At 71.6% G+C, this 21,318-nt stretch carries 18 protein-coding genes; 7 read left to right on the plus strand and 11 right to left on the minus strand.

Annotated features, from left to right (window positions below; genetic code table 11):
* Window positions 1-29 precede the first annotated feature (29 nt).
* From ACWGKQ_RS36080 to ACWGKQ_RS36100, 5 genes are all read left to right on the plus strand, one after another.
* The gene (locus ACWGKQ_RS36080; protein WP_453296250.1) at window positions 30-1,421 is read left to right on the plus strand and encodes an extracellular solute-binding protein; all 1,392 of its coding nucleotides are present in this window, start codon (window positions 30-32) and stop codon (window positions 1,419-1,421) included.
* 85 nt (window positions 1,422-1,506) lie between these two features.
* Window positions 1,507-2,445, plus strand: coding sequence for a carbohydrate ABC transporter permease (locus ACWGKQ_RS36085; protein ID WP_453296251.1), 939 nt, complete (start codon window positions 1,507-1,509; stop codon window positions 2,443-2,445).
* A complete protein-coding gene (locus ACWGKQ_RS36090) occupies window positions 2,442-3,407 on the plus strand; it encodes a carbohydrate ABC transporter permease (protein WP_453296252.1) in 966 nt (321 codons plus the stop codon). Before ACWGKQ_RS36085 ends, ACWGKQ_RS36090 begins: the two co-directional genes overlap by 4 nt.
* A 56-nt stretch (window positions 3,408-3,463) precedes the next feature.
* Window positions 3,464-5,623, plus strand: a complete 2,160-nt coding sequence (locus ACWGKQ_RS36095) for a beta-galactosidase (RefSeq protein ID WP_453296253.1) — start codon at window positions 3,464-3,466, stop codon at window positions 5,621-5,623.
* 53 nt (window positions 5,624-5,676) lie between these two features.
* Window positions 5,677-7,482, plus strand: coding sequence for an RICIN domain-containing protein (locus ACWGKQ_RS36100; RefSeq protein WP_453296254.1), 1,806 nt, complete (start codon window positions 5,677-5,679; stop codon window positions 7,480-7,482).
* A gap of 45 nt (window positions 7,483-7,527) precedes the next feature.
* Here ACWGKQ_RS36100 and ACWGKQ_RS36105 read toward each other — a convergent pair whose 3' ends face one another.
* The gene (locus ACWGKQ_RS36105) at window positions 7,528-8,481 is read right to left on the minus strand and encodes an enoyl-CoA hydratase/isomerase family protein (protein ID WP_453296255.1); all 954 of its coding nucleotides are present in this window, start codon (window positions 8,479-8,481) and stop codon (window positions 7,528-7,530) included.
* Window positions 8,482-8,531: 50 nt separating this feature from the next.
* Between ACWGKQ_RS36105 and ACWGKQ_RS36110 the strand changes: the two genes are divergently transcribed.
* Complete coding sequence (locus tag ACWGKQ_RS36110) at window positions 8,532-9,551, plus strand: CoA transferase (protein ID WP_453296256.1); 1,020 nt, start codon at window positions 8,532-8,534, stop codon at window positions 9,549-9,551.
* Complete coding sequence (locus ACWGKQ_RS36115; RefSeq protein ID WP_453296257.1) at window positions 9,545-10,810, plus strand: amidohydrolase family protein; 1,266 nt, start codon at window positions 9,545-9,547, stop codon at window positions 10,808-10,810. The genes ACWGKQ_RS36110 and ACWGKQ_RS36115 overlap by 7 nt, the downstream gene beginning before the upstream one ends.
* Window positions 10,811-10,821: 11 nt before the next feature.
* Here ACWGKQ_RS36115 and ACWGKQ_RS36120 read toward each other — a convergent pair whose 3' ends face one another.
* From ACWGKQ_RS36120 to ACWGKQ_RS36165, 10 genes are all read right to left on the minus strand, one after another.
* Complete coding sequence (locus tag ACWGKQ_RS36120; RefSeq protein WP_453296258.1) at window positions 10,822-11,598, minus strand: SDR family NAD(P)-dependent oxidoreductase; 777 nt, start codon at window positions 11,596-11,598, stop codon at window positions 10,822-10,824.
* Window positions 11,599-11,601: 3 nt separating this feature from the next.
* Window positions 11,602-12,750 carry an acyl-CoA dehydrogenase family protein gene (locus ACWGKQ_RS36125; protein WP_453296259.1) on the minus strand — a complete coding sequence of 383 codons (1,149 nt, stop codon included), beginning with the start codon at window positions 12,748-12,750 and terminating at the stop codon, window positions 11,602-11,604.
* Between the two features lie 16 nt (window positions 12,751-12,766).
* Complete coding sequence (locus tag ACWGKQ_RS36130) at window positions 12,767-13,903, minus strand: thiolase family protein (protein WP_453296260.1); 1,137 nt, start codon at window positions 13,901-13,903, stop codon at window positions 12,767-12,769.
* Window positions 13,900-14,700 (minus strand): enoyl-CoA hydratase/isomerase family protein, encoded by an 801-nt coding sequence (locus ACWGKQ_RS36135; RefSeq protein WP_453296261.1) that lies wholly within the window; start codon window positions 14,698-14,700, stop codon window positions 13,900-13,902. The genes ACWGKQ_RS36130 and ACWGKQ_RS36135 overlap by 4 nt, the downstream gene beginning before the upstream one ends.
* Window positions 14,697-15,881: a CaiB/BaiF CoA transferase family protein gene (locus ACWGKQ_RS36140; RefSeq protein WP_453296262.1), complete on the minus strand. Its 1,185-nt coding sequence runs from the start codon at window positions 15,879-15,881 to the stop codon at window positions 14,697-14,699. The genes ACWGKQ_RS36135 and ACWGKQ_RS36140 overlap by 4 nt, the downstream gene beginning before the upstream one ends.
* A gap of 1 nt (window position 15,882) precedes the next feature.
* Complete coding sequence (locus ACWGKQ_RS36145; RefSeq protein WP_453296263.1) at window positions 15,883-17,466, minus strand: FadD3 family acyl-CoA ligase; 1,584 nt, start codon at window positions 17,464-17,466, stop codon at window positions 15,883-15,885.
* A 13-nt stretch (window positions 17,467-17,479) separates the two neighbouring features.
* Entirely contained in the window at window positions 17,480-18,628 is a 1,149-nt protein-coding gene (locus ACWGKQ_RS36150; protein WP_453296264.1) for an acyl-CoA dehydrogenase family protein, read from the minus strand.
* The gene (locus ACWGKQ_RS36155; protein WP_453296265.1) at window positions 18,625-19,593 is read right to left on the minus strand and encodes an acyl-CoA dehydrogenase family protein; all 969 of its coding nucleotides are present in this window, start codon (window positions 19,591-19,593) and stop codon (window positions 18,625-18,627) included. The genes ACWGKQ_RS36150 and ACWGKQ_RS36155 overlap by 4 nt, the downstream gene beginning before the upstream one ends.
* A 2-nt stretch (window positions 19,594-19,595) precedes the next feature.
* Window positions 19,596-20,396 (minus strand): enoyl-CoA hydratase/isomerase family protein, encoded by an 801-nt coding sequence (locus ACWGKQ_RS36160; RefSeq protein WP_453296266.1) that lies wholly within the window; start codon window positions 20,394-20,396, stop codon window positions 19,596-19,598.
* Window positions 20,397-20,521: 125 nt separating this feature from the next.
* Window positions 20,522-21,313: a FadR/GntR family transcriptional regulator gene (locus ACWGKQ_RS36165; protein WP_453296267.1), complete on the minus strand. Its 792-nt coding sequence runs from the start codon at window positions 21,311-21,313 to the stop codon at window positions 20,522-20,524.
* Window positions 21,314-21,318 lie beyond the last annotated feature (5 nt).

The following is a 21,318-nucleotide window of genomic DNA, read 5'->3' on the forward strand; positions in this document are numbered from 1 at the left end:
CACCTTCGCCCTACCGGCGGGAGTTCACCATGCCCAGATCCATCGTCACGTCCTCCTCCCCGAGCCGTCGCGGATTCCTCGCCGCCGTGGGGGCGGCGACCTTCAGCGTCGCGCTGTCCGCCTGCAGCGGCGGCAACGGCAGCGGGGGCAGCGGCGGCAGCTCCGCCAAGCCGCTCTCCCAGGCCGACATCGACAAGGCGATGAAGACGCCGACCGAGCTCGTCTTCTGGACCTGGGTCCCGAACATCGAGAAGGAGGTCGCCCTCTTCGAGCAGAAGTACCCGGCCATCAAGGTCAAGGTCGTCAACGCCGGTCAGGGCGTGGAGCACTACACGAAGCTGCGTACGGCGATCAAGGCCGGGAAGGGCGCCCCGGACCTCGCACAGGTGGAGTACCAGGCGATCCCCACGTTCACCATCACGGACAGCCTGCTGGACCTGAGCCCCTACGGCGCCGCCGGCCTGAAGAGCAAGTTCGTGGACTGGACCTGGGCGCAGGTCAGCGGCTCCGGCGGCGAGATCTGGGCGATCCCGCAGGACACCGGCCCGCTCGGCATGCTGTACCGGCAGGACATCTTCCACAAGCACGGCATCAAGCCGCCGACGACCTGGGACGAGTTCGCCGCCGCCGCGCGCAAGCTGCACAAGGCCGACCCGGACGTCTACCTGACCAACCTCGCGGCGAACGAGGCCGCCGCCTGGCACGGCCTGCTGTGGCAGGCGGGCGCCCACCCCTACGCCCTTTCCGGCAAGAGCGACATCACCATCGACGTGAACGACGCGATCTCCAAGAAGCTCGGCACCTACTGGGGCGGTCTCGCGAAGGAAGGCGTCATCAGCACCGACCCGGACTTCACGGACGGCTGGTACGCCGGACTCAACAAGGGCAAGTACGCCACCTGGATCACCGCCGCGTGGGGCCCGGCGTTCCTCTCCGGTTCCGCCAAGGCCACGGCGGGCAGGTGGCGGGCCGCCCCGCTGCCGCAGTGGGACGCGTCGAACCCCGTGTCCGGGAACTGGGGCGGCTCGACCAGCGCGGTCATCCGCTCGACCAAGAACCCCGTCGCCGCCGCGCAGTTCGCCCAGTTCCTCAACAGCGACTCCGCGAGCGCGAAGATGTTCGCCACCGAGCAGTCGTTCTTCCCCGCGACCAAGGCCCTGCTCGCCGACCCGTCCTTCACCGGCGCCACGCCGTCCTTCTACGGCGGCCAGAAGGTGAACCAGGTCTTCGCCGACATCAGCGCGACGGTCAGCGACGACTTCCAGTGGCCGCCGTTCCTCGACCAGGCCGCCACCGACTGGACCGAGACCGTCGGAAAGTCCCTCGCCGACAAGACCGACAGCGGCGCCGCCCTCGACGCCTGGCAGCAGCGGCTCACCGCCTACGCCAAGGGCCAGGGCTTCACCGTCAAGTCCGCCTGACCGCCGGCGGGTCCCGGCCCCGGCGCTCGCCGCCCGAGCCCCGGGACCCGCGGCCGGCCCTCCCCACATCCAGAAAGGCCCGTTGATGACCGCCATGACCGCGGCCTCCACCGAGGACCCGCGCCGAGCAGGGCCGCAGCGCCGCCGGCTTGGTGGCCTGCGCCACGGTGCGGCAGGCCCGTTGTTCATCGCACCGTTCATGGTGCTGTTCGTGCTGCTGTTCCTGACCCCGCTCGGCTACGCCGCCTATCTCAGCCTGTTCCAGGAACGGCTCATCGGCGGGACGACGTTCGTCGGGCTGGACAACTACGTGACCGCCCTGAAGGACCCGCTCCTGAGGGAGGGCCTCCTGCGGGTCGCGGAGTTCTTCGCGGTCCAGGTCCCCGTGATGCTGCTGCTGGCGCTGCTCTTCGCGCTCGCGCTCGACAGCGGCCTGCTGCGGCTCGCCAAGGTCATCCGGCTCGGCATCTTCGTCCCGTACGCGGTACCGAGCGTCGTGGCGAGCCTCATGTGGGGCTACCTCTACGGACCCGACTTCGGCCCCTTCGCACAACTGGGCCGGAAACTCGATGTGCCGGTCCCGCACTTCCTCAGCGACACCTGGATGCTGGGCAGCCTGGCGAACGTGGTGACCTGGGAGTTCGTCGGCTACAACATGATCATTCTCTATGCCGCCCTGCGGACCATCCCGGGTGAGCTGTACGAGGCGGCCGCCGTGGACGGCGCCGGCGCCTGGCGCATCGCCTGGTCGGTCAAGCTGCCCGCGCTCCGGCCGGCGCTCCTGCTGACCCTGCTGTTCTCGGTGATCGGCAGCTTCCAGCTGTTCAACGAACCGAAACTGCTGCACACCATCGCCCCCGACGTGATCGACAGCTCGTACACCGCCAACCTCTACGCCTACACCCTCGCCTTCACCGGACAGCAGGTGAACTACGCGGCCGCGGTCTCCTTCCTCCTCGGCCTGGTCATCGTGGTCTTCTCCTACGCCGTGCTGATCACCGCGAACCGCAGGAGGACGTCGTGACGGTCGTCTCCCAGTCCTCGACCCGGGCCCCCGCGGCCTCGGCCACGACCGCCTCCGGGGCCACCGCGTCCCGTCGGACGGCCAGGGTCCCGCGCGGGCGCCGCTCCCCGGTCCGGCGCCGCAGCACCCCGCTGACGATCGTCATGCTGGCCGTACTCGCCTACTTCCTGCTGCCGCTGTTCTGGCTCGCGGTCGCCTCGACCAAGAGCACCCAGGACCTGTTCAACAGCTTCGGCCTGTGGTTCTCGCACAGCCCGCGACTGCTGGCGAACATCAGGCAGACCCTGACCTACGACGACGGCGTCTTCCTGCACTGGCTGCTCAACACGGTCCTGTACTCGGTCGGCAGCGCGCTCGGCGCCGCACTGCTGGCCACCGCGGCCGGATACGGCTTCGCCAAGTACCGGTTCCGGGGCAACGGCACGGCCTTCAACCTGGTCCTCGGCGCCATCATGATCCCGACCACGGCACTGGCGATCCCGACCTACCTGCTCTTCGCGAAGGTGGGACTGGTCAACACCCCCTGGGCGATCGTCCTGCCCTCGCTCGTCAGCCCGTTCGGCCTCTACCTGATGCGCATCTACGCCCAGGACGCCGTACCCGACAGCCTTCTGGAAGCCGCCCGGATCGACGGCGCCGGCGAGCTGCGGATCTTCGTCCGGATCGCGCTGCGGCTGCTGGCACCGGGTCTGGTGACGGTCGTCCTCTTCACGCTGGTGGCGACCTGGAACAACTACTTCCTGCCGCTGATCATGCTCAACGACCCGAAGCTGTACCCCGTCACGGTCGGGCTCTCCTCCTGGGCGGCCCAGGCCCAGAACGGCGGGGCCGGCGCCAGCAGCGACATGCTCGCGCTCGTCGTGACCGGCTCGTTGATCTCGGTCATCCCCCTCGTCGTGGCCTTCCTGATGCTCCAGCGGTACTGGCAGAGCGGCCTGGCCGCCGGCGGTGTCAAACAGTAAGCGCCGGCGACCACACCCCTGCTCCTTCTCCCATCCCCCCTCTTGGAGGTCCCTTCATGGCGGTCCTGCCCGCCCGTGTCCTGTTCGGCGCTGCCTACTACCACGAGTACACGCCGGCCTACGGCGGCACGCAGCCCGACGACCAGCTCAAGACCGATCTCGACCTGATGGCCGACGCGCACTTCACCGTCATCCGCGTCGGAGAGTCGGTCTGGTCGACCTGGGAGCCGGAGAACGGACGGTTCGACCTCGACTGGCTGCAACCCGTGCTCGACGGAGCCCATGAACGCGGCATCTCCGTGATCCTCGGTACGCCGACCTATGCCGTGCCGCCGTGGCTGGCCCGGCAGTACCCGGAGATCACCGGCGAGCGGCGCACGGGCGAGCGGATCGGCTGGGGCGCCCGCCAGGAGGTGGACATCACCCACCCGGCGTTCCGGTTCCACGCCGAGCGGGTGATCCGGAAGATCGCCGAGCGGTACCAAGACCACCCCGCGGTCATCGGATGGCAGGTGGACAACGAGCCGGGGCTGCACCTGCTGCACAACCGGGGCGTGTTCGAGCGGTTCGTCGACCACCTGCGCCACAAGTACCGGGACGTCGAGACCCTCAACCGCGAGTGGGGCCTGGTCTACTGGTCGCACCGCCTGTCCACGTGGGCCGACCTGTGGACCCCGGACGGCAACGAGCAGCCGCAGTACGACGTCGCCTGGCGGGAGTTCCAGGCCCGGCAGGTCACCGAGTTCATCGGCTGGCAGGCCGACATCGTGCGCGAGTACGCCCGCCCGGAGCAGTTCGTCACCACCTGCATCTCCTACACGCGAGGCGGTGTGGAGGACGACCAGCTGTCGGACCGCCTCGACATCGCCTCCGGCAACCCGTACTACGACATGCAGGACGGCCTGCTGCTCCCCGACCCCACGCCCGACGAGCACGAACAGGTCTGGAAGACCACCGGAGTCTGGTCGATGTACCAGACCGCGGACTGGATGTTCTCCTCACGCCAGGAGCCGTTCCTGGTCACCGAGACCAACGCGAACTCCATCGGCTTCCCCTGGGACAACCGCCCCGGATTCGACGGCCAGTGGCGCCAGGCCGCCTGGGCCCATGTGGCGCGCGGCGCCCGGATGATCGAGTACTGGCAGTGGCAGACCCTGCGCTTCGGTGCCGAGACCTACTGGGGCGGCGTCCTCCCGCACAGCGGCCGCCCGGGCCGCACGTACGCCGAGATCGCCACGTTGGGCGCGGAGTTCGAGAAGGCAGGACCGCTCGTCGCGGGGCTGGAGCCGGACGCCGACATCACGATGGTCTACTCGACGCCGAGCAAGTGGCTGATGCAGAAGTACCCGCCCCTGGCGACCCCCGACGGCGACCCGGACCCGGCCTCCTACCACCGCATCTTCGACCCGTTCTACCGGGGTGCCTTCGATGCCGGCCGTCAGGTCCGCATCGTGCACGTCCGGCAGCTCCACGACCCGGACGGCGACCGGGAGGGCATGGCCCCCGCCGAGGCGGCCCGGCGTCACCCGGTCCTGGTGGTGCCCGCCCTGTACCTCGCCCACGACACCACCGTGGACTGGCTGGCCGCCTACGCCCACGCCGGCGGCCATCTGGTCCTCGGCCCGCGGACGGCCTACGCCGACCACGAGGCGCGGGCCCGGCTGGAGCCGGCCCCCGGTGGTCTCGCCGCCGGCGCGGGCGTTACGTACGACGAGTTCAGCAACCTGCCCGCCGGGATCACCGTCACCGCCACCCCTGACGGCCCGCTCGACCTCCCCGCGGACGCGACGGCCACCCACTGGGCGGACGGCCTGACCGTCCACGATGCCGAGGTACTCGCCCACTACGACCACCCCCACTTCGGCAGGTGGCCGGCGATCACCACCCGCCGTCACGGCGAGGGGCGCATCACCTGCGTCGGCACCGCTCCGGGGCGCGGTCTCGCCCGGGCCCTCGCCGACTGGCTGGCGCCCACCGCGCGCAGCGGATGGCAGGACCTTCCGGCGTCCGTCACCGCCACCACGGGCACGGCCTCGGACGGCCGCAGGGTGCACGTGATCCACAACTGGAGCTGGGAGCCGGCGCGGGTCGCGGCCCCCGTCGAGCTGACCGATGTTCTCGACGGCACTCCCGTCCCCGCGGGCACAGCGCTTGAGCTGGGCGCCTGGGACGTGAAGGTGCTCGTCGCCGCCGATTCCGACGGAGCGAGGGTCTAGGACGAAGGCCCGTCGGTGTCACCCCGAGGACCACCAACCTCAAAGGAGAGGCTGTGCAGAGAAAGAGACTGAGAAGACTGCTGGGAGCCGCCGTCGCGGCCGCGGCACTGCTGGCGATCCCGGCGTCCGGCGGCGCCCAGGCGTACGCCCCGACGGGCGGGACCATCTACCAGCTCGGCAGCGAGGCGTGCCTCAAGGGCCGCGGGAACTGCGCGATCTACCCGAAGTCGGCGGAACTGCCGAACGGCCGGCTGGTCGCGTCGTTCGAGAAGTCCACGGTCCCGGCCTCGGGCAGCGCCGACGGGCAGACGCTTCCCGTCTACAAGAGCGACGACGACGGTACGACCTGGCAGTCGCTGTCCGAGGTGAAGGCACCGGCCTATCTGTCCAGCGACGCCAAGTACGCGAAGTACACCAGCAACTGGACCAACCCGTACCTGTACGTCCTGCCGCAGGACGTGGGCGACCTGAAGCAGGGCACCCTGCTGCTGGCGAGCGTCGTGTCGGGCGACGACTACTACTACAAGGAGCACAAGGCGGCCGACCCGACCTGGACGCCCACCAACGACGGTGACCGCAAGGACGTGGCGATCGCCCTGTACTCCAGCGTGGACAACGGGGCCACCTGGAAGGTCGAGAACGTCGTCGCCACCGGCGGCTGGCAGGGCGGCAGCGCCGGTGCGGTCGGGCAGAACTTCTCCTCGGCGAACACCAACCACCAGGTGGACCCCGTCTGGGAGCCGTACCTGATGGTCTACAAGGGCAAGCTCGTCTGCTACTACTCCGACGAGAACGACTACACCGGCTTCGACCCGACCACCGGCGTCGCCACCCTCGACCCCGCCAACGACACCGCCACGGACTCGCAGGGTCAGATCCTCGTGCACCGGACCTGGGACGGCCACGCGGCACAGTGGAGCGACCCGGTCGTCGACATCGCAGGGCTGACCCAGGACATGGGAAGCGGCAAGTCGGAGATCGGCGGCGGCCGGCCCGGCATGACGAACGTGGTCCGCACCACCGACGGCAAATGGATGATCACCTACGAGTACTGGGGCGGCGGCGCCAACACGCGCTACCAGATCGCGAGCAACCCGCTGGAGTTCTTCAAGGGGTCGGCCACCGGAACCGGCGTCAACTCCCTGCCGGTCGACACCGGCTCCCACACCCTGGCGACCGGCGGCAGCCCGGTCCTCATCCGGCTGCCCGGCGGCCGCCTGGTCTACAACGCGGCAGGCAGCGCAAGCGTCTGGGTCAACCAGACCGGACGCAGCGACGGCACCTGGAAGGAGTACCAGACCACCTCGAAGGCCGGCTACAGCCGCAACCTCCAGTACGTCGACGACACGGGCCGCCTCGTGATCCTCAACAACCAGGGGACCTCGACGATCGCGTACGCCGAGACGGACCTCGGTAACTCGGCCGGCGCCTACTACCAGCTGTTCAACCGCAAGACCGACCAGGTCATAGGCACCGGGAACAAGACCAACGACGCCAACCTCGGCAACGGCGACGTGCCCGACGTCCGGCTGGAGGACGCGGGTTCGGCGGCCAACCCCGACACCCAGTTCTGGCACGTGGTGACCGAGCCGGGCGGCGGAACCACGCTGCTCAACAAGTCGGGTGGCCGCGCGGCGGCGATCTGGACCGGCAGCGCGACGGCCGGACAGAAGATCGGCCAGTGGGTCGACAACAGCTCCACCGGCAGCTGGAACCTCGTCAAGACCAGCGACGGCCTCTACAAGCTCCAGGCGGTCAAGAACACGAGCCTGTACCTGACCGGAGCAACCGCCGGAGGACAGCTCACCCTGCAGACGGCGACCACGGACGGCTCCCAGGACTGGGAACTCGTCCGGTAGCCAGGAGCCGCCGCCGACGCGAGAGGACAGTCGGCACGAACCTCGTCACCGGTCCTTCGGGGGATGGACGGACTCGGTGGCGAGGTTCACGTCGATCAGTCCCCACCTCAGTGCCGTCTCCACGTCTGTCGCGGCACCCGACAGGGCCAGGTACGCCGCTCGTTCGCGGCCGATGCGGGCCGGAAGGCTGACAGTGCCGCCGGCGCCCGGGATCAGTCCCATCCCGATCTCGGGAAGCCGGAAGGTCGTACCGGCGGCGGCCGTGACCGATCCCGCGAAGGCGGCCAGCTCGATGCCCGCGCCGACGCAGGAGCCGTGCACATGCGCTGTCACCTTGTGGGCGCACCGCTGGAGCAGTGCGGCGGGGCTGCGGTGAACGCGTACGCGGTGCGCTTCGGCCGGGTCGCGCGATGTGCCGAACTCCGAGAGGTCACCGCCGCTGCAGAAGGCGGGCCCGTTGCCGTACAGGTCGACGCGGGTGACCGTCGGGTCCAGCACGGCGACCTCCAGCGCCTCGCACAGGGCGTCCCGGGTGGCCGCGTCGAAGGCGTTGCGCACCCATGGGCGGTCCAGGGTGAGCGTCATGCGGGCACCGTCGCGGCGCACCCGAACGGGCTCGGCGGCGGGGCGCGAGGCGCGGGGGCGGGCCGAGGCCAGCCAGCTGCGGAAGTCCCGGCCCGCCTGGAGCGTGGAGTAGGCGAGGGATTCGAGAACGAGACGGTCGGCCCCGGAGAGCGCGCGGCCCATCCGGAGTACCTGCACGAGGCTCAGGCTGGCTGCCGGATGGCGGGTCACGGTGGTGTGCAGGAGCCGTGCGGTGGCGTACGGATCGGGACAGCCCACCCATGGGCGCGGGGGATCGGGGGCGGCCGTGAGCAGGACGTCGAACTCCTCGTTCGTCTCACTTGGCCGGGCCGCGACGGCGACCCGTACATGGTCCGGCCCGGCCGGTGACGGCGGGGCGCGGTCCAGGTCGACGCAGGTGAAAGGCGACTCCACGATCCGGAAGTGTAATCTGGCCTCTCCTGGAGGAGAAGGGCGTTCGCTTCATGGAGAACATGCTTCTCGATCAATGGGTGGCCGACGTCGAACCCTGTCTCGGGCCGCTGTTCGAGGTCGTGGACGACTTCACCCGGCTCACGGGCGTTCCGGTCGACCTGCCCGACGTCCTGTTCCGCCGCGCCAGGTCGGCCTCGTTCCAACGCCCCGGGAAAGTGTCGGCGGGCGGCTCCTGCCACCTCATGGCCGCCGAGGACGGCTGGGTGGCGATCAACCTGGCCCGGCCGGACGACGAGGCCTCCCTGCCCGCGCTGCTCGCGCTCCTCGACGGCGTGCCCGGCACCAATCTGCGCACCGCCGTGCTGCGGTCGTCGGCCACCCGGGCGGCCCGCGCCGCCCAGTCGCTCGGCATCCCGGCCGCGGTGCACGCGGAGGCCATGGGCGATCGTGGGCCGGTACGCGTGGAACGCCTCGGCGCACGCGAGCCGCGTGACCTCGACGGGCTGCGAGTCGTCGACCTGTCCGCGCTGTGGGCCGGGCCGCTCTGCGCCCGGCTGCTGGGGCTGGCTGGCGCACGGGTCGTGAAGGTGGAGAGCACGCAGCGGCCGGACGGGGCGCGCTTCGGGCAGCCCGCCTTCTACGACTGGCTGCACGACGGCCACGAGAGCCTGGTGCTGGACTTCGCGTCCGGTGCCCTGGCCGCCGCGGTCGCCGAGGCCGACGTGGTCATCGAGGCCTCCCGGCCGCGCGCCCTGCGGCGACTGGGCGTACGCGCCGAGGAGTTCCTGGCCGCCCGCCCGGGCAGGGTGTGGGTCGGCATCACCGGGTACGGGCGCGACGACGACCGTGTCGCCTTCGGCGACGACGCGGCCGTGGCCGGCGGCCTGACCGGCCTCGACGAGCACGGAGCCCCGGTGTTCCTCGGTGACGCGCTCGCCGATCCGGTCACCGGACTGTACGCCGCCCACGCGGCCGTGCGTTCCCTGAAGCGCGGCGGCGGCGAGCTGGTAGGCGTGTCCATGGCCGCCTGTGCAGGCGCCCTCGCGGCGAGCCGGGCGGCACGGTGCTGATCAGGGCAGTGGAGGTCGAGGGACACGGCCTGGTGGACGTACGGATCGGACCCGACGGCCGGATCGCGGAGCTCGGCCCCCGCCTCGCAGGGCCGGCGGACGTGCACGGGCGCGGCGGGGCGTTGCTGCCCGGACTGCACGACCATCACGTCCACCTCACCGCGCTGGCGGCGGCGACCGCCTCCGTACGGGTCGGACCCCGCGACGTACGCGGACCCGCCGGACTCGCCGAGGCGCTGCGCCAGGGTCCACCAGGCGCATGGGTGCGGGCCGTCGGCTACCACGAGAGCGTGGCCGGAGAACTCGACCGGTGGACCCTGGACGTGATCGTGCCCGACCGGCCGGTACGGGTGCAGCACCGCAGCGGCGCCATGTGGTTCCTGAACAGCGCCGCACTGCGGTCGGCCGGCCTTGGCGACGGCGCGGACCGTGACGGTCGGCTGTGGCGGTCGGACGAGCGGCTGCGCCGCCTGGTTCCAGCGGTCCGGCTGGACCTGGCCGGGCTGGGACTCCGTGCGGCACGGTGCGGTGTCACGGGCTTCACCAACGCCGATCCGCGCCCGGCGCCCAGCATCGTGCGGACCCTTGCGGTACTGCCGCAGCGGGTGGTCATCATGGGAGTGGACGCGACGGCACCGGTCAAGATCATGCTCGACGACCAGAGCCTGCCCACGCCCACCGGCCTCGCGGCCACCGTCGCCGGAGTGCGGCCCCGCCCGGTCGCCGTGCACTGCGTCACCCGGGTGCAGTTGCTGGTGACCTTGCTCGCCCTGGAGGAGACCGGACTGGTCGAAGGAGACCGCATCGAGCACGGCGCGGTGATCCCGGACGAGGTCCTGCCGTGGCTGCGGCGGCTCGCCGTGACCGTGGTGACGCAGCCGCACTTCCCCGTCGAGCGAGGCCGTGAGTACGCCACCGATGTCTCCCCGGACGACCGGCCCCACCTCTACCGCTGCCGCAGCCTGGCCGAGGCCGGCATCCGGTCGGCCGCCGGAACCGACGCACCGTACGGCACCTCCGACCCGTGGGCGGTCATGCGGGCGGCCGTCGCACGGGAGGACGGGGAGGCCGTCACAGCCCGGGCGGCCCTGGGGCTCTTTCTCGGCGCTCCCGAACAGCCCGCCCGGCCACGGCGGTTGGCGGTCGGAAGCCCGGCCGACCTGTGCCTGCTCCACGTGCCGCTGCACGAGGCGCTGGACGTGCTGTCCGCCGATCTCGTCCGGGCTACCTACGTCGGCGGCCGGGCGATCGCTCCTTGACGCACGTCGGCTCAGACGCTGTAGCCGCCGTCCACGGCCAGGGCCTGCCCGGTGATGAACGCGGCCCGGTCCGAGGCGAGGAAACAGACCGCTTCCGCGATGTCCTGACCATGCCCGAACCGGCGCAGGGGAATGTTGCGCCGGGTGATCGCGAGGGCTTCCGCGTCGAGTTCGCCGCTGCCGATCAGCCGGGCGGCGATGCCGTCGTCGAGCATGCCGGGAGCCACGCAGTTGACCCGGACCCCGTACCGGCCCTCCTCGGCGGCCAGGGCACGGGCGACGGCCTCGACCGCGCCCTTGGCCCCCGAGGACAGCCCGTCGCGGACCGGGAAGCGGCGGGTGGCGACGGTGGTGACGGCGACGACGCTGCCCCCGCTCGCCCTCAGCAACGGCAGCGTCGGATGGACGAGGTTGAAGAACGCCACCGCGTCGGCCTCCAGCTGGGCACGGTAGCGGGCGGGGGTGACCCGACTGAGATGGGTCATGGGCACGTGCGGCCCGGCGGCGTACACGAGTGTGTGCAGCCCGCCGGACGTCTCGGCGGCCTCGGTGACGGCTCGGGCCGTCGCCGTCTCGTCGGTCAAGTCGAGCTGGACGGACCGGACTTGCCGATCATGCGGCTTCGCGTCGTCCACAAGGGCCGCCGCGGCCTCATGACTGCCCCGGTAGGTGAACGTGACATCGCTGCCGTGCTCCGCCAGCGTCCGAACGACCGCCGCGCCGATGCCGCCGGTGCCGCCCGCGACGAACGCGGTGCCGGGCCGGCCGGCGAAGTCCTCCACGGACATGGCTCACAACCCCAGTGACTTGGCGATGATGACCTTCATGACCTCGCTCGTCCCCGCGTAGATCCGCGTGATGCGGGCGTCCGCGTACAGTCGGGCGATCGGATACTCCAGCATGTAGCCGTATCCGCCGAAGAGTTGAAGACATCGGTCCACGGCACGTGCCTGCATCTCGGTGCAGAACAGCTTGACCTTCGCCGCGTCGGCGCCGGAGAGCCGGCCGTCGACCAGGTCCAGGACGGCCCGGTCCAGCAGGGCCTGGGCTGCCTCGATGTCGGTGGCGACGGCGGCGAGTTCGAACTTCGTGTTCTGGAAGGCGGCGACCGGCGAGCCGAACACCCTGCGTTCCTTGACGTAGGCGACGGTCGTATCGAGCGCGGCCCGCGCCTGCGCCACCGAACCGACGGCGACCGTCATCCGCTCCTGCGGGAGATTGTGGCCCAGATAGCCGAAGGCCGCGCCCTCCTCGCCGAGCCGGTTGGCGACCGGCACCCGTACGTCCGCGAAGGCGAGCTCGACCGTGTCCTGCACCTTGATGCCCATCTTGTCAAGGACTCGGCCACGCCCGAACCCGGCCATGCCGTCCTCCACGACGAGCAGCGTGAGCCCCGCCCGGCGATCGTCCGGATCGGTCGTCGTACGCGCCACCACGATCACCAGGTCGGCCAGCAGCCCGCCGGTGATGAAGGTCTTGGCACCGTTGAGGACGTAGGCGTCGCCGTCGCGCACGGCGGTCGTGCGGATGCCTGCGAGGTCGGAGCCCGTGCCCGGTTCGGTCATCGCGATCGCGGTGAGCAGCCGCCCGGACGCCAGACCGGGGAACCAGCGCTCCCGCTGCTCCTCGTTCGTGTAGGCGAGGAAGTAGGGGAGCACGACGTCCAGTTGGGTGCGGACGGTGCCCAGGGTGACCAGGGCGGTGGCCGCCTCCTCCTGGAGGACGACGTTGTAACGGTAGTCGGGCTGTCCGCCCCCGCCGTACCGCTCCGGGATCGCCATGCCCAGCATGCCCAGTGAGCCGAGCGTCGCGAAGAAGTCGCGCGGGATCCGCCCCGCCTTCTCCCACTCGCCGTAGTGCGGCACCACCTCCTTCGCCACGACCTCCCGCACCAGCCCCCGAAACGCCTCGTGGTCGTCGGTGAAGACATCCCGTCGCATGCCGACAGCCCCCCCGTCATTCCGCGAGTTCGACGAGGGTGGCGTTGGCCGTGCCGCCGCCCTCGCACATGGTCTGGAGGCCGTAGCGGATCCCGTGGGCGCGCATGTGGTGGATCATGCGTGTCATCAGCACCGCACCCGAGGCGCCGAGCGGATGGCCGAGGGCGATCGCGCCGCCGAGCGGGTTGAGGCGCTCCGGGTCCGCTCCGGTCTCGGCGAGCCAGGCCAGCGGGACGGGCGCGAAGGCCTCGTTCACCTCGAAGACCCCGACCTCCGGCAGTGCCACCCCCGCCTTCCGCAGCACCTTCTCGGTCGCCGGGATCGGCCCGGTCAGCATCAGCACCGGATCGGAGCCGACGACCGCGCCCGCCCGGTACCGCACGAGAGGGATCAGACCCAGCTCACGGGCCCGCTCCGGGGTGGTGATCAGCAGCGCTGCCGCGCCGTCGGAGATCTGCGAGGCGTTCCCGGCGTGGATGACGCCGTCCTCCTGGAAGGAGGGCTTGAGCCGCGCCAACGTCGCCACGTTGGTGCCCCGTCGGATGCCCTCGTCGGCCGCGACCCCGCTCACGGACACGATCTGCTCGTCGAAGGCCCCGCCGTCCTGCGCGGCTGCCGCCCGCTCGTGCGAGAGCGCCGCGTACCCGTCTAGCCGCTCCCGCGTGAAGCCCCACTTCTGCGCGATCCGCTCCGCGGAGATGCCCTGGTTGAAGGAGAAGTCCTCGTATCGGGCGAGGACTTGGGGGCCGTACGGCATTCCCGACGCCCTCGCCGAACCCAGCGGCACCCGGCTCATCACCTCGACGCCACCCGCCACCACCACGTCCTGCTGTCCCGACAGGACCGCCTGGACGGCGAACTCCAGGGCCTGCTGACTCGATCCGCAGGCCCGGTTGACCGTCGTCCCCGGGATGCTCTCGGGCCAGCCGGCGGTCAGCACCGCATAGCGGCCGATGTTGCTCGACTGGTCGCCGACCTGGGACACACAGCCCCAGATCACGTCGTCGACGACCGCCGGATCGACACCGGTCCGTTCGGCCAGCGCGTTCAGCACGGCCCCGGACAGGTCGGCCGGGTGGACGCCGGCCAGGCCGCCGTTCCGTCTGCCGACGGCCGTACGGACCGCCGCCGCGATCACCGCTTCCCGCGTCATGTGTCGCTCTCCGTTCGTCTCGGCACCGCCCAGCGGCCGGTGAACAGCGGTTCGCGCTTGTCGGCGAACGCGGTGAACGCCTCCCGGACGTCCGCGGTGGCGAAGTTGACCGCCTGCGCCCGTGCTTCGTTCGCGAGTGCGTCCCGCAGGGTGCGGTCGGCGTTCTCGTCGAGCAGCGCCTTGGTCTGCGCGAGCGCGACCGGCGCGCCGGCCGCCAGCCGTGCGGTCAGGTCGTCGACGAAGGCGTCCACCTTGTCGGCGGCCACGACCCAGGTCACCAGGTTCAGCGCCCGCGCCTCCGCGGCGTCGATCGTCTCCGCCAGCAGGGCGAGCCGCTTGGCCTGCTGGAGGCCGACGAGCTTCGGCAGCAGCCACGAGCCGCCGCAGTCGAGCGACAGGCCGCGGCGCGCGAAGATCTGCGAGAAACGTGCCTCGGGCGTGGCCACCACCAGGTCGCAGCCGAGCGCCAGGTTCCAGCCCGCGCCCACCGCCACACCCGTCACCTTGGCGATGGTGGGGAAGGGCAACTCGTGCAGCAGCAGGGTCACTTCGGTGAGCGTTCGCATCCGGTGCAGGGGGTGCCGGTCGACCACCGGTCGCGAGATGTCGGCGCCGGAGCAGAACGCGCCGCCCGCCCCGGTGAGGACGAGCGCCCGTACGGCGGTGTCGTCGCCGGCCTCCCTCAGGGCCGCCGCCAGCGCCTCCCACAGCTCGGCGTCGATGGCGTTGCGGCGGTGCGGCCGGTTGAGGGTCAGCGTGCGCACACCACCGGCGTCGCCGGTCAGCAGCACGCTCACCGCACCGCTCCCTGCGCGCGCAGCACGTCGATCTCCCGCGCCTTGAAGCCCAGTTCGGCCAGTACGGCGGCCGTGTGCTCGCCCAGCGCGGGTACGGCGCCCATCGGGGGGTCGTACCCGGCGATGACGGGCGGTGGCAGCAGCGCGGGCACCGGACCCGACGGCGTGCCGATCTCCCGCCAGCGGCCGCGGGCGGCCAGCTGCTCGTGGGCCAGGACGTCCTTCGGCGTGTTGTAGCGGGCGTTGCCGATCCCGGCTGCGTCCGCGCGGTCCTGGACGTACGCCAGGTCGTGCCGCGCGCACCAGGCACCGATCGCGGCGTCCAGCGGCGCACGGTGCTCGACCCGGCCGGCGTTCGTGCGGAACCGCTCGTCGGCCGCCAGGTCCGGGCGGGCGATCAACTCCCTTGCCAGGCGCTGCCATTCGGCGTCGTTGGTGGTGCCCAGGACGACGGTCTGCCGGTCGGCGGTGAGGTAGGCGCCGTAGGGCGCGACGGCGGGCGAGCTCATGCCGAGCGGCTGCTGCTCGATCCCCGAGTGCAGGGTGTATGTGAGCGGATACCCCATCAGCTCGGCCATGGTGTCGAACATGCTGACCGCCACAGACGGCGCCGGACCGCCCCGGCCCCTGCCGTACAGGAGCGCCAGTACCGACAGCGCCGCGTACAGCCCGCTGCACACGTCCGCCACGGGCGGGCCCGGTTTCGCCGGGGCGCCGGGGCGACCGGTCACCGAACAGGCTCCCGACTCCGCCTGGACCAGCATGTCGTAAGCGCGCTTGTGGGAGAGCGGGCCGCCGGGGCCGTACCCGTCGATCTCGACGGCGATCAGCGCGGGGTGCCGCACCTCCAGGTCGACGGGGGACAGGCCGAGCTTCGCCGTGGTGCCCGGGGTGAGGTTGGAGACGAGCACGTCGGCGCGCTCCAGCAGCCGGTGCAGGACCGCCAGACCGGCCTGCGACTTCAGGTTCAGGGCCACCGACTCCTTGCCCCGGTTGGCCCACACGAAGTGCGCCGCCAGCCCGCCCACCACGTCGTCGTAGTGGCGGGCGAAGTCACCGCCCTTCGGGTTCTCCACCTTGATGACCCGGGCACCGAAGTCGCCGAGCGTGCGGGTGCACATGGGGGCCGAGACGGCCTGCTCCAGGGTCACGACCGTGACGCCGGTCAGCGGTCCGCCCATCTCAGTGCTCTCCGAGAAGGGCACGCAGCTCGTGCTTGAGGACCTTCTGGCTCGCGTTGCGCGGGAGTCCGGCCACGAAGCGGACCCGGCGGGGGACCTTGAAGTTGGCCATGTGCTCCCTGGCCCAGGCGATGACCTCGCGCTCGGTCGGGTCCGCGCCGGGCCTCGGCACGACGAACGCGCAGCCGACCTCGCCGAGCCGTTCGTCGGGGACACCGACCACCGCGACCTGCGCGATCGCCTCGCAGCCGAGCAGCAGCTTCTCGATCTCGGCGGGGTAGGCGTTGAAGCCGCCGACGATGAACATCTCCTTCTTGCGGTCGACCACGGCCAGGTTGCCGTCCGCGTCGAGACGGCCGATGTCACCGGTGTGCAGCCAGCCCGCGGGGTCGATCGTCGCGGCGGTGGCCTCCGGGTCCTCCCAGTAGCCGCGGGTGACGTTGTAACCGCGTACCAGGATCTCCCCGTCCCCGCCCGCCCCGACGTCCTGCCCGGTGGCGTCGGCGATACGGACCTCGACGTCGGGTACGGGCCGCCCGGTGGTGCGGGCCACCGTCTCCTCCGGGTCACCGACACGGGTACTGGTCACCAGCGCGCTCGACTCGGTCAACCCGTAGGCGCTCAGCACGATGTCGAAGGTCAGCTCCTTCTTCATGGCGCGGATCAGCGCCTCGGGGATCGTGCTGCCGCCCGTCATGGACACCCGCAGCGACGACAGGTCGTACGACGGCCGGTCGGGGTGGTCGAGGAGGTCGTGGAAGATGGTGGGCGGGCCGAGGAGGATGCTGACCCGCTGGTCGGCGATGATCCGCAGGGCCCGTCCCGCGTCGAAGACGGCCATCGGGATCACCGTCACTCCGTGCATCAGGGAGGCGAGCCAGCCCGCCTTGTAGCCGAAGCAGTGGAAGAACGGCGGGATGACCAGGAAGGTGTCGGACGCGTCGAAGGTGTACTCCGTGGACATCCAGCCGTACGCCCGCAGGGACTGCCCGTGGGTGAGCGTCACGCCCTTCGGATGGCCGGTGGTGCCGGAGGTGAACATCACGTCGGACAGGTCGTCCGGGGCGAGCCGGTCGAGGGCGGCGTGCGCGGCCGAGGGCGCGGTCGCGGCTCCCGTGTCGAGGAAGTCCTGCCAGCCCAGGGTGGCGTCCGCCGACGGCCCGAGGAGCGTTACGGCGGTGGCCAGGGCGGGCAGCTCGGGATCGGCCCGCCGCAGGTCGGCGATGTAGTCGGTGCCGAGGAACGAGGCGGCCGCGAAGAGCGCCCTGGCGCCGGACTTGCGCAGGATGTAGGAGATCTCCTGAGCCTTGAAACGGGTGTTCAGGGGGACGACCACACCTCCCGCGCCCTGGATGCCGACGGCCGCGACGATCCACTCCGCGCAGTTCGGTGCGCACAGCCCCACCCGGTCCCCGGGCCCGATGCCGAGCGCGAGCGCCGCGCGCACCGCCTGGACCATCCGCTCCTCCAGCTCCCGGAAGGACAGGCGCACCGCGCCGTCGACGAGGGCCGGGGCGTCGCCGAACCGCCGCGCGGCGACCCTGATCACGTTCGGGATGCTGCGGAACTCCTGGTCGTGTCGCATCGGCGGGCTCCGTTCAGGCGCGGTCGTCGGCCGGCAGGCGCAACAGCCGCTTGGCGATGATGTTGCGCTGGATCTGGGACGTCCCGCCGTAGACGGACGCGGCCCGGGAGTAGAGATAGTCGGCGAAGACCTCGCCGCCCTCCGTGTGCAGTTCGTCCGGGAACACCAACAGGGCGGTCTCGTAAAGCCGTTGCTCGGCGCGGGTCATCAACAGCTTGTCGACGGACGACTCCGGCCCGGCGACCTGACCGGCGAGCCGCTGCGCGGTCCGGCGCCGGGCATGGGCGACGAGGACCCGGTAGTCGACCACGCACCGGCCGATCTGCGCGAGGAGGCCGTCCGGCAGGCTCTCGCGACGCTCGTGCGCGGTGCGGCGCAGGCGGTCGACGAGCAGCCCGTACTTCGACAGATGCCCGGTGTCGAGCGCGTTGCGTTCGTACGACACCGTGGTCATCGCCAACGGCCAGCCGTCACCCTCCGCGCCGATCCGCTCGGACTCCTCGATGCGTACGTCGTCGAGGAACAGCTCGCAGAACTCCTCGTCGCCGCTGGCCGCGCGCAGCGGACGTACGGTCACGCCGGGCCGGTCCAGAGGCAGGACGAACGCCGAGATCGAGGTGTGCGCGGGCGCGGTGCGGTCGGTGCGGGCCAGGAGCAGGCAGAGGTCGGAGTACTGGGCGTAACTCGTCCACAGTTTCTGGCCGTTGACGAGGTACCCGCCGTCTGGCTGCCGCTGTGCGCGGGTGCTCATACCGGCCAGGTCCGATCCCGCGCCCGGCTCGCTGAAGCCCTGGCACCAGACGTCGTCGCCGGAGAGCATGCGCGGCAGCAGCCGGCGGCGCTGCTCCTCGTCGCCGAACTCCAGGAGGGCGTGGGCGAGATAGCCGATCCGGGGCACCCCGGGGGCGCCGCGTTCCCCCAACTCGTCGCTGACGGCGACCTGGTGGAGCGGAGTCAGGCCACGGCCGCCGTACTCCTCCGGCACGTCGAGGCCGACCCAGCCGCCGGAGTGCAGGATGCGGTGCCAGCGGTGCAGGAACGCGGGGACCGGCTCGTCCGGCCGCCGCTCGGGCAGCGGGTGGCCGGCCAGCCAGGCGCGGAAGTCCCGCCGCAGCCGCTCCAGATCCGCCGGGTCGCCGAAGTCGAGGGGGCCGTCGGTCATCGGGTCGCCTCCGGTGCGGCCAGGGCGGGCAGCAGGTCGGCGGTGGTCGCCAGCACGGTGGCGCCCACGAGAACCCTGCGGAGGTACAGATGGGCCGGGTGCTCCCAGGTCTGGGCGATACCGCCGAACACCTGCATCCCGGCGTACACCGCCTCGACGGCCGAGGTGTTCACCTCCGCCTTGGCCGCGCGGGCCGCCGCGAGCGCGCGGTCCGGCGGCTCGTGGTCCAGGCACCAGGCGGCGTACCGGGTGGCGCTGGTGCAGGCCTCGACCAGGACGGTCGCGTCGGCCAGCAGATGCTGGACGGCCTGGAAGGAGCCGATGCGGCGGCCGTACTGCCGGCGTTCGCGCGCGTAGTCCACGCTCGACTCGACGAACGAGCGTGCCGCGCCGACGAGTTCGCTCGCGACCACCACCAGCGCGTACGCCTGCCAGCGTTGCCGGTCCTGCGTGGCGAGCCGGCCGAGGGGCTGGCCCACGGCGGAGGCCTGCCGCACACTGCGCAGCAGGTCGGCGGTCGGTGCCGGCGAGCCGAGTTCGGTGCGGGTCACGGTCCCTTCGGCGTCTGCACACAGCGCTGCTTCGGCTCCGTCGCAGTCCCAGGCGCGGAGATCGGCCGGTTGCTGTGGGCCGGGGAGACGAAGGTCGGGGGCGAGGGCGACGGTGAGCCGCGTGCCGTGCCCGTCCGTACCGAGGAGCCGCAGCAGCTCCGGAGCCAGCAGGACGGTGCCGAGCAGCGAGGTGGTCAGTGGCAGGCGGCCGTGCTCCTCGGCGAGCAGGGCGCACTCCTGGGCGGTGGCGGCGGGCGGGGTGGTGCGGCGGAGTTCGGCGAGTCCCAGTCCGTCCAGCGCCTGCTGCGCCGTCGCGCGGGACTTGGGCGTGATGTCGTCGGCCGAGGCGACGGCGTGCCGGGTCGCGAAGGCGCGGACCATGTCGCGGACCAGCGTGAACTCCTCGGACTCCACGTTCAGTCCTCCTCGCGTGCGGCCGGGCGGCGGCGGGCCCGGGAGGCGAGGTCGTCGATGATGCGGATGTGGTCCGGGCTGGTCATCGTGGACCGCTCCGCGAGGAGCGCCGCCTCCATGCCGCCACGCGAGACCTGCTCGACCACCGCGGCCAGCGCCGCCTTCGTCGCGCGCAGCGCCTCCGCGGGCTGCGCGGCGAGCCGGTGCGCCAGCGCGAGCGCCTCGGGCATCAGGTCGGCGGTCGGCACGACCCGGTTGGCGAGCCCGAGTCCGACCGCGGTGGCGGCCGGGATACGGTCCCCGGTGAACAGGTACTCCTTCACCCGGAGCAGGCTCGTCAGCAGCGGCCACAGGGTGACCCCGCCGTCGCCCGCCACCAGACCGACCGAGACGTGCGGGTCGGCGAGGTAGGCGTCCTCGGCCATCAGGACGAGATCGCAGCCGAGCGCCAGTGAGCAACCCAGCCCCACCGCAGGGCCGTTGACGGCCGCGACGACGGGCAGCGGGAAGCGGATCAGCTCCGTCTGGATGGTCCGGTCGAGCCGGATCGACCGTTCGCGCAGCTCGGGATCGTCATGGTGGCGGCGCAGATGGTCGAAGTCGCCGCCCGCGCTGAACGCCCGGCCCGCGCCGGTGAGTACGACGGCCCGCGCCTTGGTGTCGTCGGCGAGCTCGCGCCACACCTCGGACAGCCTGCGGTGGAGTTCCTCGGACACACCGTTGAGACGTTCCGGACGGTTCAGGGTGACGATGCGGACGTCGCCGTCGGCGGTCACGGTCAGTACGGGACTCACCTCGCTCATGGCAGCGATGCTATTAAAGGTCAGGCCGTAACTGTCAATGGTGTTGCGCGAAAATGAGAATGGAATTCTCGCATGCTGTGGTCGCACCCCTGACCGGTGCGGTGTCCGTCAGCCTTCGGGGTAGGTCAGTTTTCGGGGTCGGCCAGCTCCACGTGCTCGCGCACGTCCACCTCCGCCGCCGCTCGGGCGAAACCGCACACGTGCCGGGACATCCGCCGCATCGCCGCGGCCTCGTCGCCGGCCCGGATCGCGTCGGTGATCCGGGCGTGCGCCCGCGCGGTGACCTCACGGATGTCGGCCGCCGTGAACCGCTCCAGGTCGGTGGCCGCGTGGATCGACTGCGAGAGCGCGCTCATGACCCCGATGAGCAGCTCGTTGTCGCCCGCCCGCGCCACCGCGTTGTGCCAGCGCACGTTCGCCCGCAGGAACCGCTGGGCGTCGTCACCGGCCTCCGTCAACTCCGCGTTTGCGGCGTCCAGTTCGGCCAGGTCCTGCTCGGTGCGCCGCCGCGCGGCCAGCGCGGCGCAGGTCGGCTCGATCGCCTCCCGGGTCTCGTGCAGCGCCGCCAGCCGGATCTGCTGCCCACGGATCACCAGCCGCACGGTGTTCGCCAGGGACTCGCGCCCCGGCCGGTGCACGAAGGCCCCGCCGCCGCGCCCCGGCCTGATCTCAAGGAGTCGTTCGACCTCCAGGATCCGCAGCGCCTCGCGTACGGTGGCCCGGCTCAGCCCGGTCTGCTCGACCAGCTGGCGCTCCGGGGGCAGTGCCGTGCCCTCCCCGATCTCCCCGGACAGGATCCGCTCGCGGACCTCCGCGGCCAGCACGTCCGACGCCTTCGGCACGGTCAGCGTGTCGAAGCGCGGGGTGCGGGGGGAGGGCTCGGCGCTGGGCACGGGTTCAGGCCTCTCGTCGTACATCCGTT

This window comes from Streptomyces sp. NPDC054770 (assembly GCF_053611985.1).

Coding starts and splice junctions, on each gene's coding strand:
- ACWGKQ_RS36095 (WP_453296253.1), top strand. CDS start 3,464: ATGGCGGTCCTGCCCGCCCGTGTCCTGTTCGGCGCTGCCTACTACCAC.
- ACWGKQ_RS36085 (WP_453296251.1), top strand. CDS start 1,507: ATGACCGCCATGACCGCGGCCTCCACCGAGGACCCGCGCCGAGCAGGG.
- ACWGKQ_RS36130 (WP_453296260.1), bottom strand. CDS start 13,903: ATGACGCGGGAAGCGGTGATCGCGGCGGCGGTCCGTACGGCCGTCGGC.
- ACWGKQ_RS36145 (WP_453296263.1), bottom strand. CDS start 17,466: ATGCGACACGACCAGGAGTTCCGCAGCATCCCGAACGTGATCAGGGTC.
- ACWGKQ_RS36110 (WP_453296256.1), top strand. CDS start 8,532: ATGGAGAACATGCTTCTCGATCAATGGGTGGCCGACGTCGAACCCTGT.
- ACWGKQ_RS36160 (WP_453296266.1), bottom strand. CDS start 20,396: ATGAGCGAGGTGAGTCCCGTACTGACCGTGACCGCCGACGGCGACGTC.
- ACWGKQ_RS36080 (WP_453296250.1), top strand. CDS start 30: ATGCCCAGATCCATCGTCACGTCCTCCTCCCCGAGCCGTCGCGGATTC.
- ACWGKQ_RS36120 (WP_453296258.1), bottom strand. CDS start 11,598: ATGTCCGTGGAGGACTTCGCCGGCCGGCCCGGCACCGCGTTCGTCGCG.
- ACWGKQ_RS36165 (WP_453296267.1), bottom strand. CDS start 21,313: ATGTACGACGAGAGGCCTGAACCCGTGCCCAGCGCCGAGCCCTCCCCC.
- ACWGKQ_RS36125 (WP_453296259.1), bottom strand. CDS start 12,750: ATGCGACGGGATGTCTTCACCGACGACCACGAGGCGTTTCGGGGGCTG.
- ACWGKQ_RS36140 (WP_453296262.1), bottom strand. CDS start 15,881: ATGGGCGGACCGCTGACCGGCGTCACGGTCGTGACCCTGGAGCAGGCC.
- ACWGKQ_RS36150 (WP_453296264.1), bottom strand. CDS start 18,628: ATGACCGACGGCCCCCTCGACTTCGGCGACCCGGCGGATCTGGAGCGG.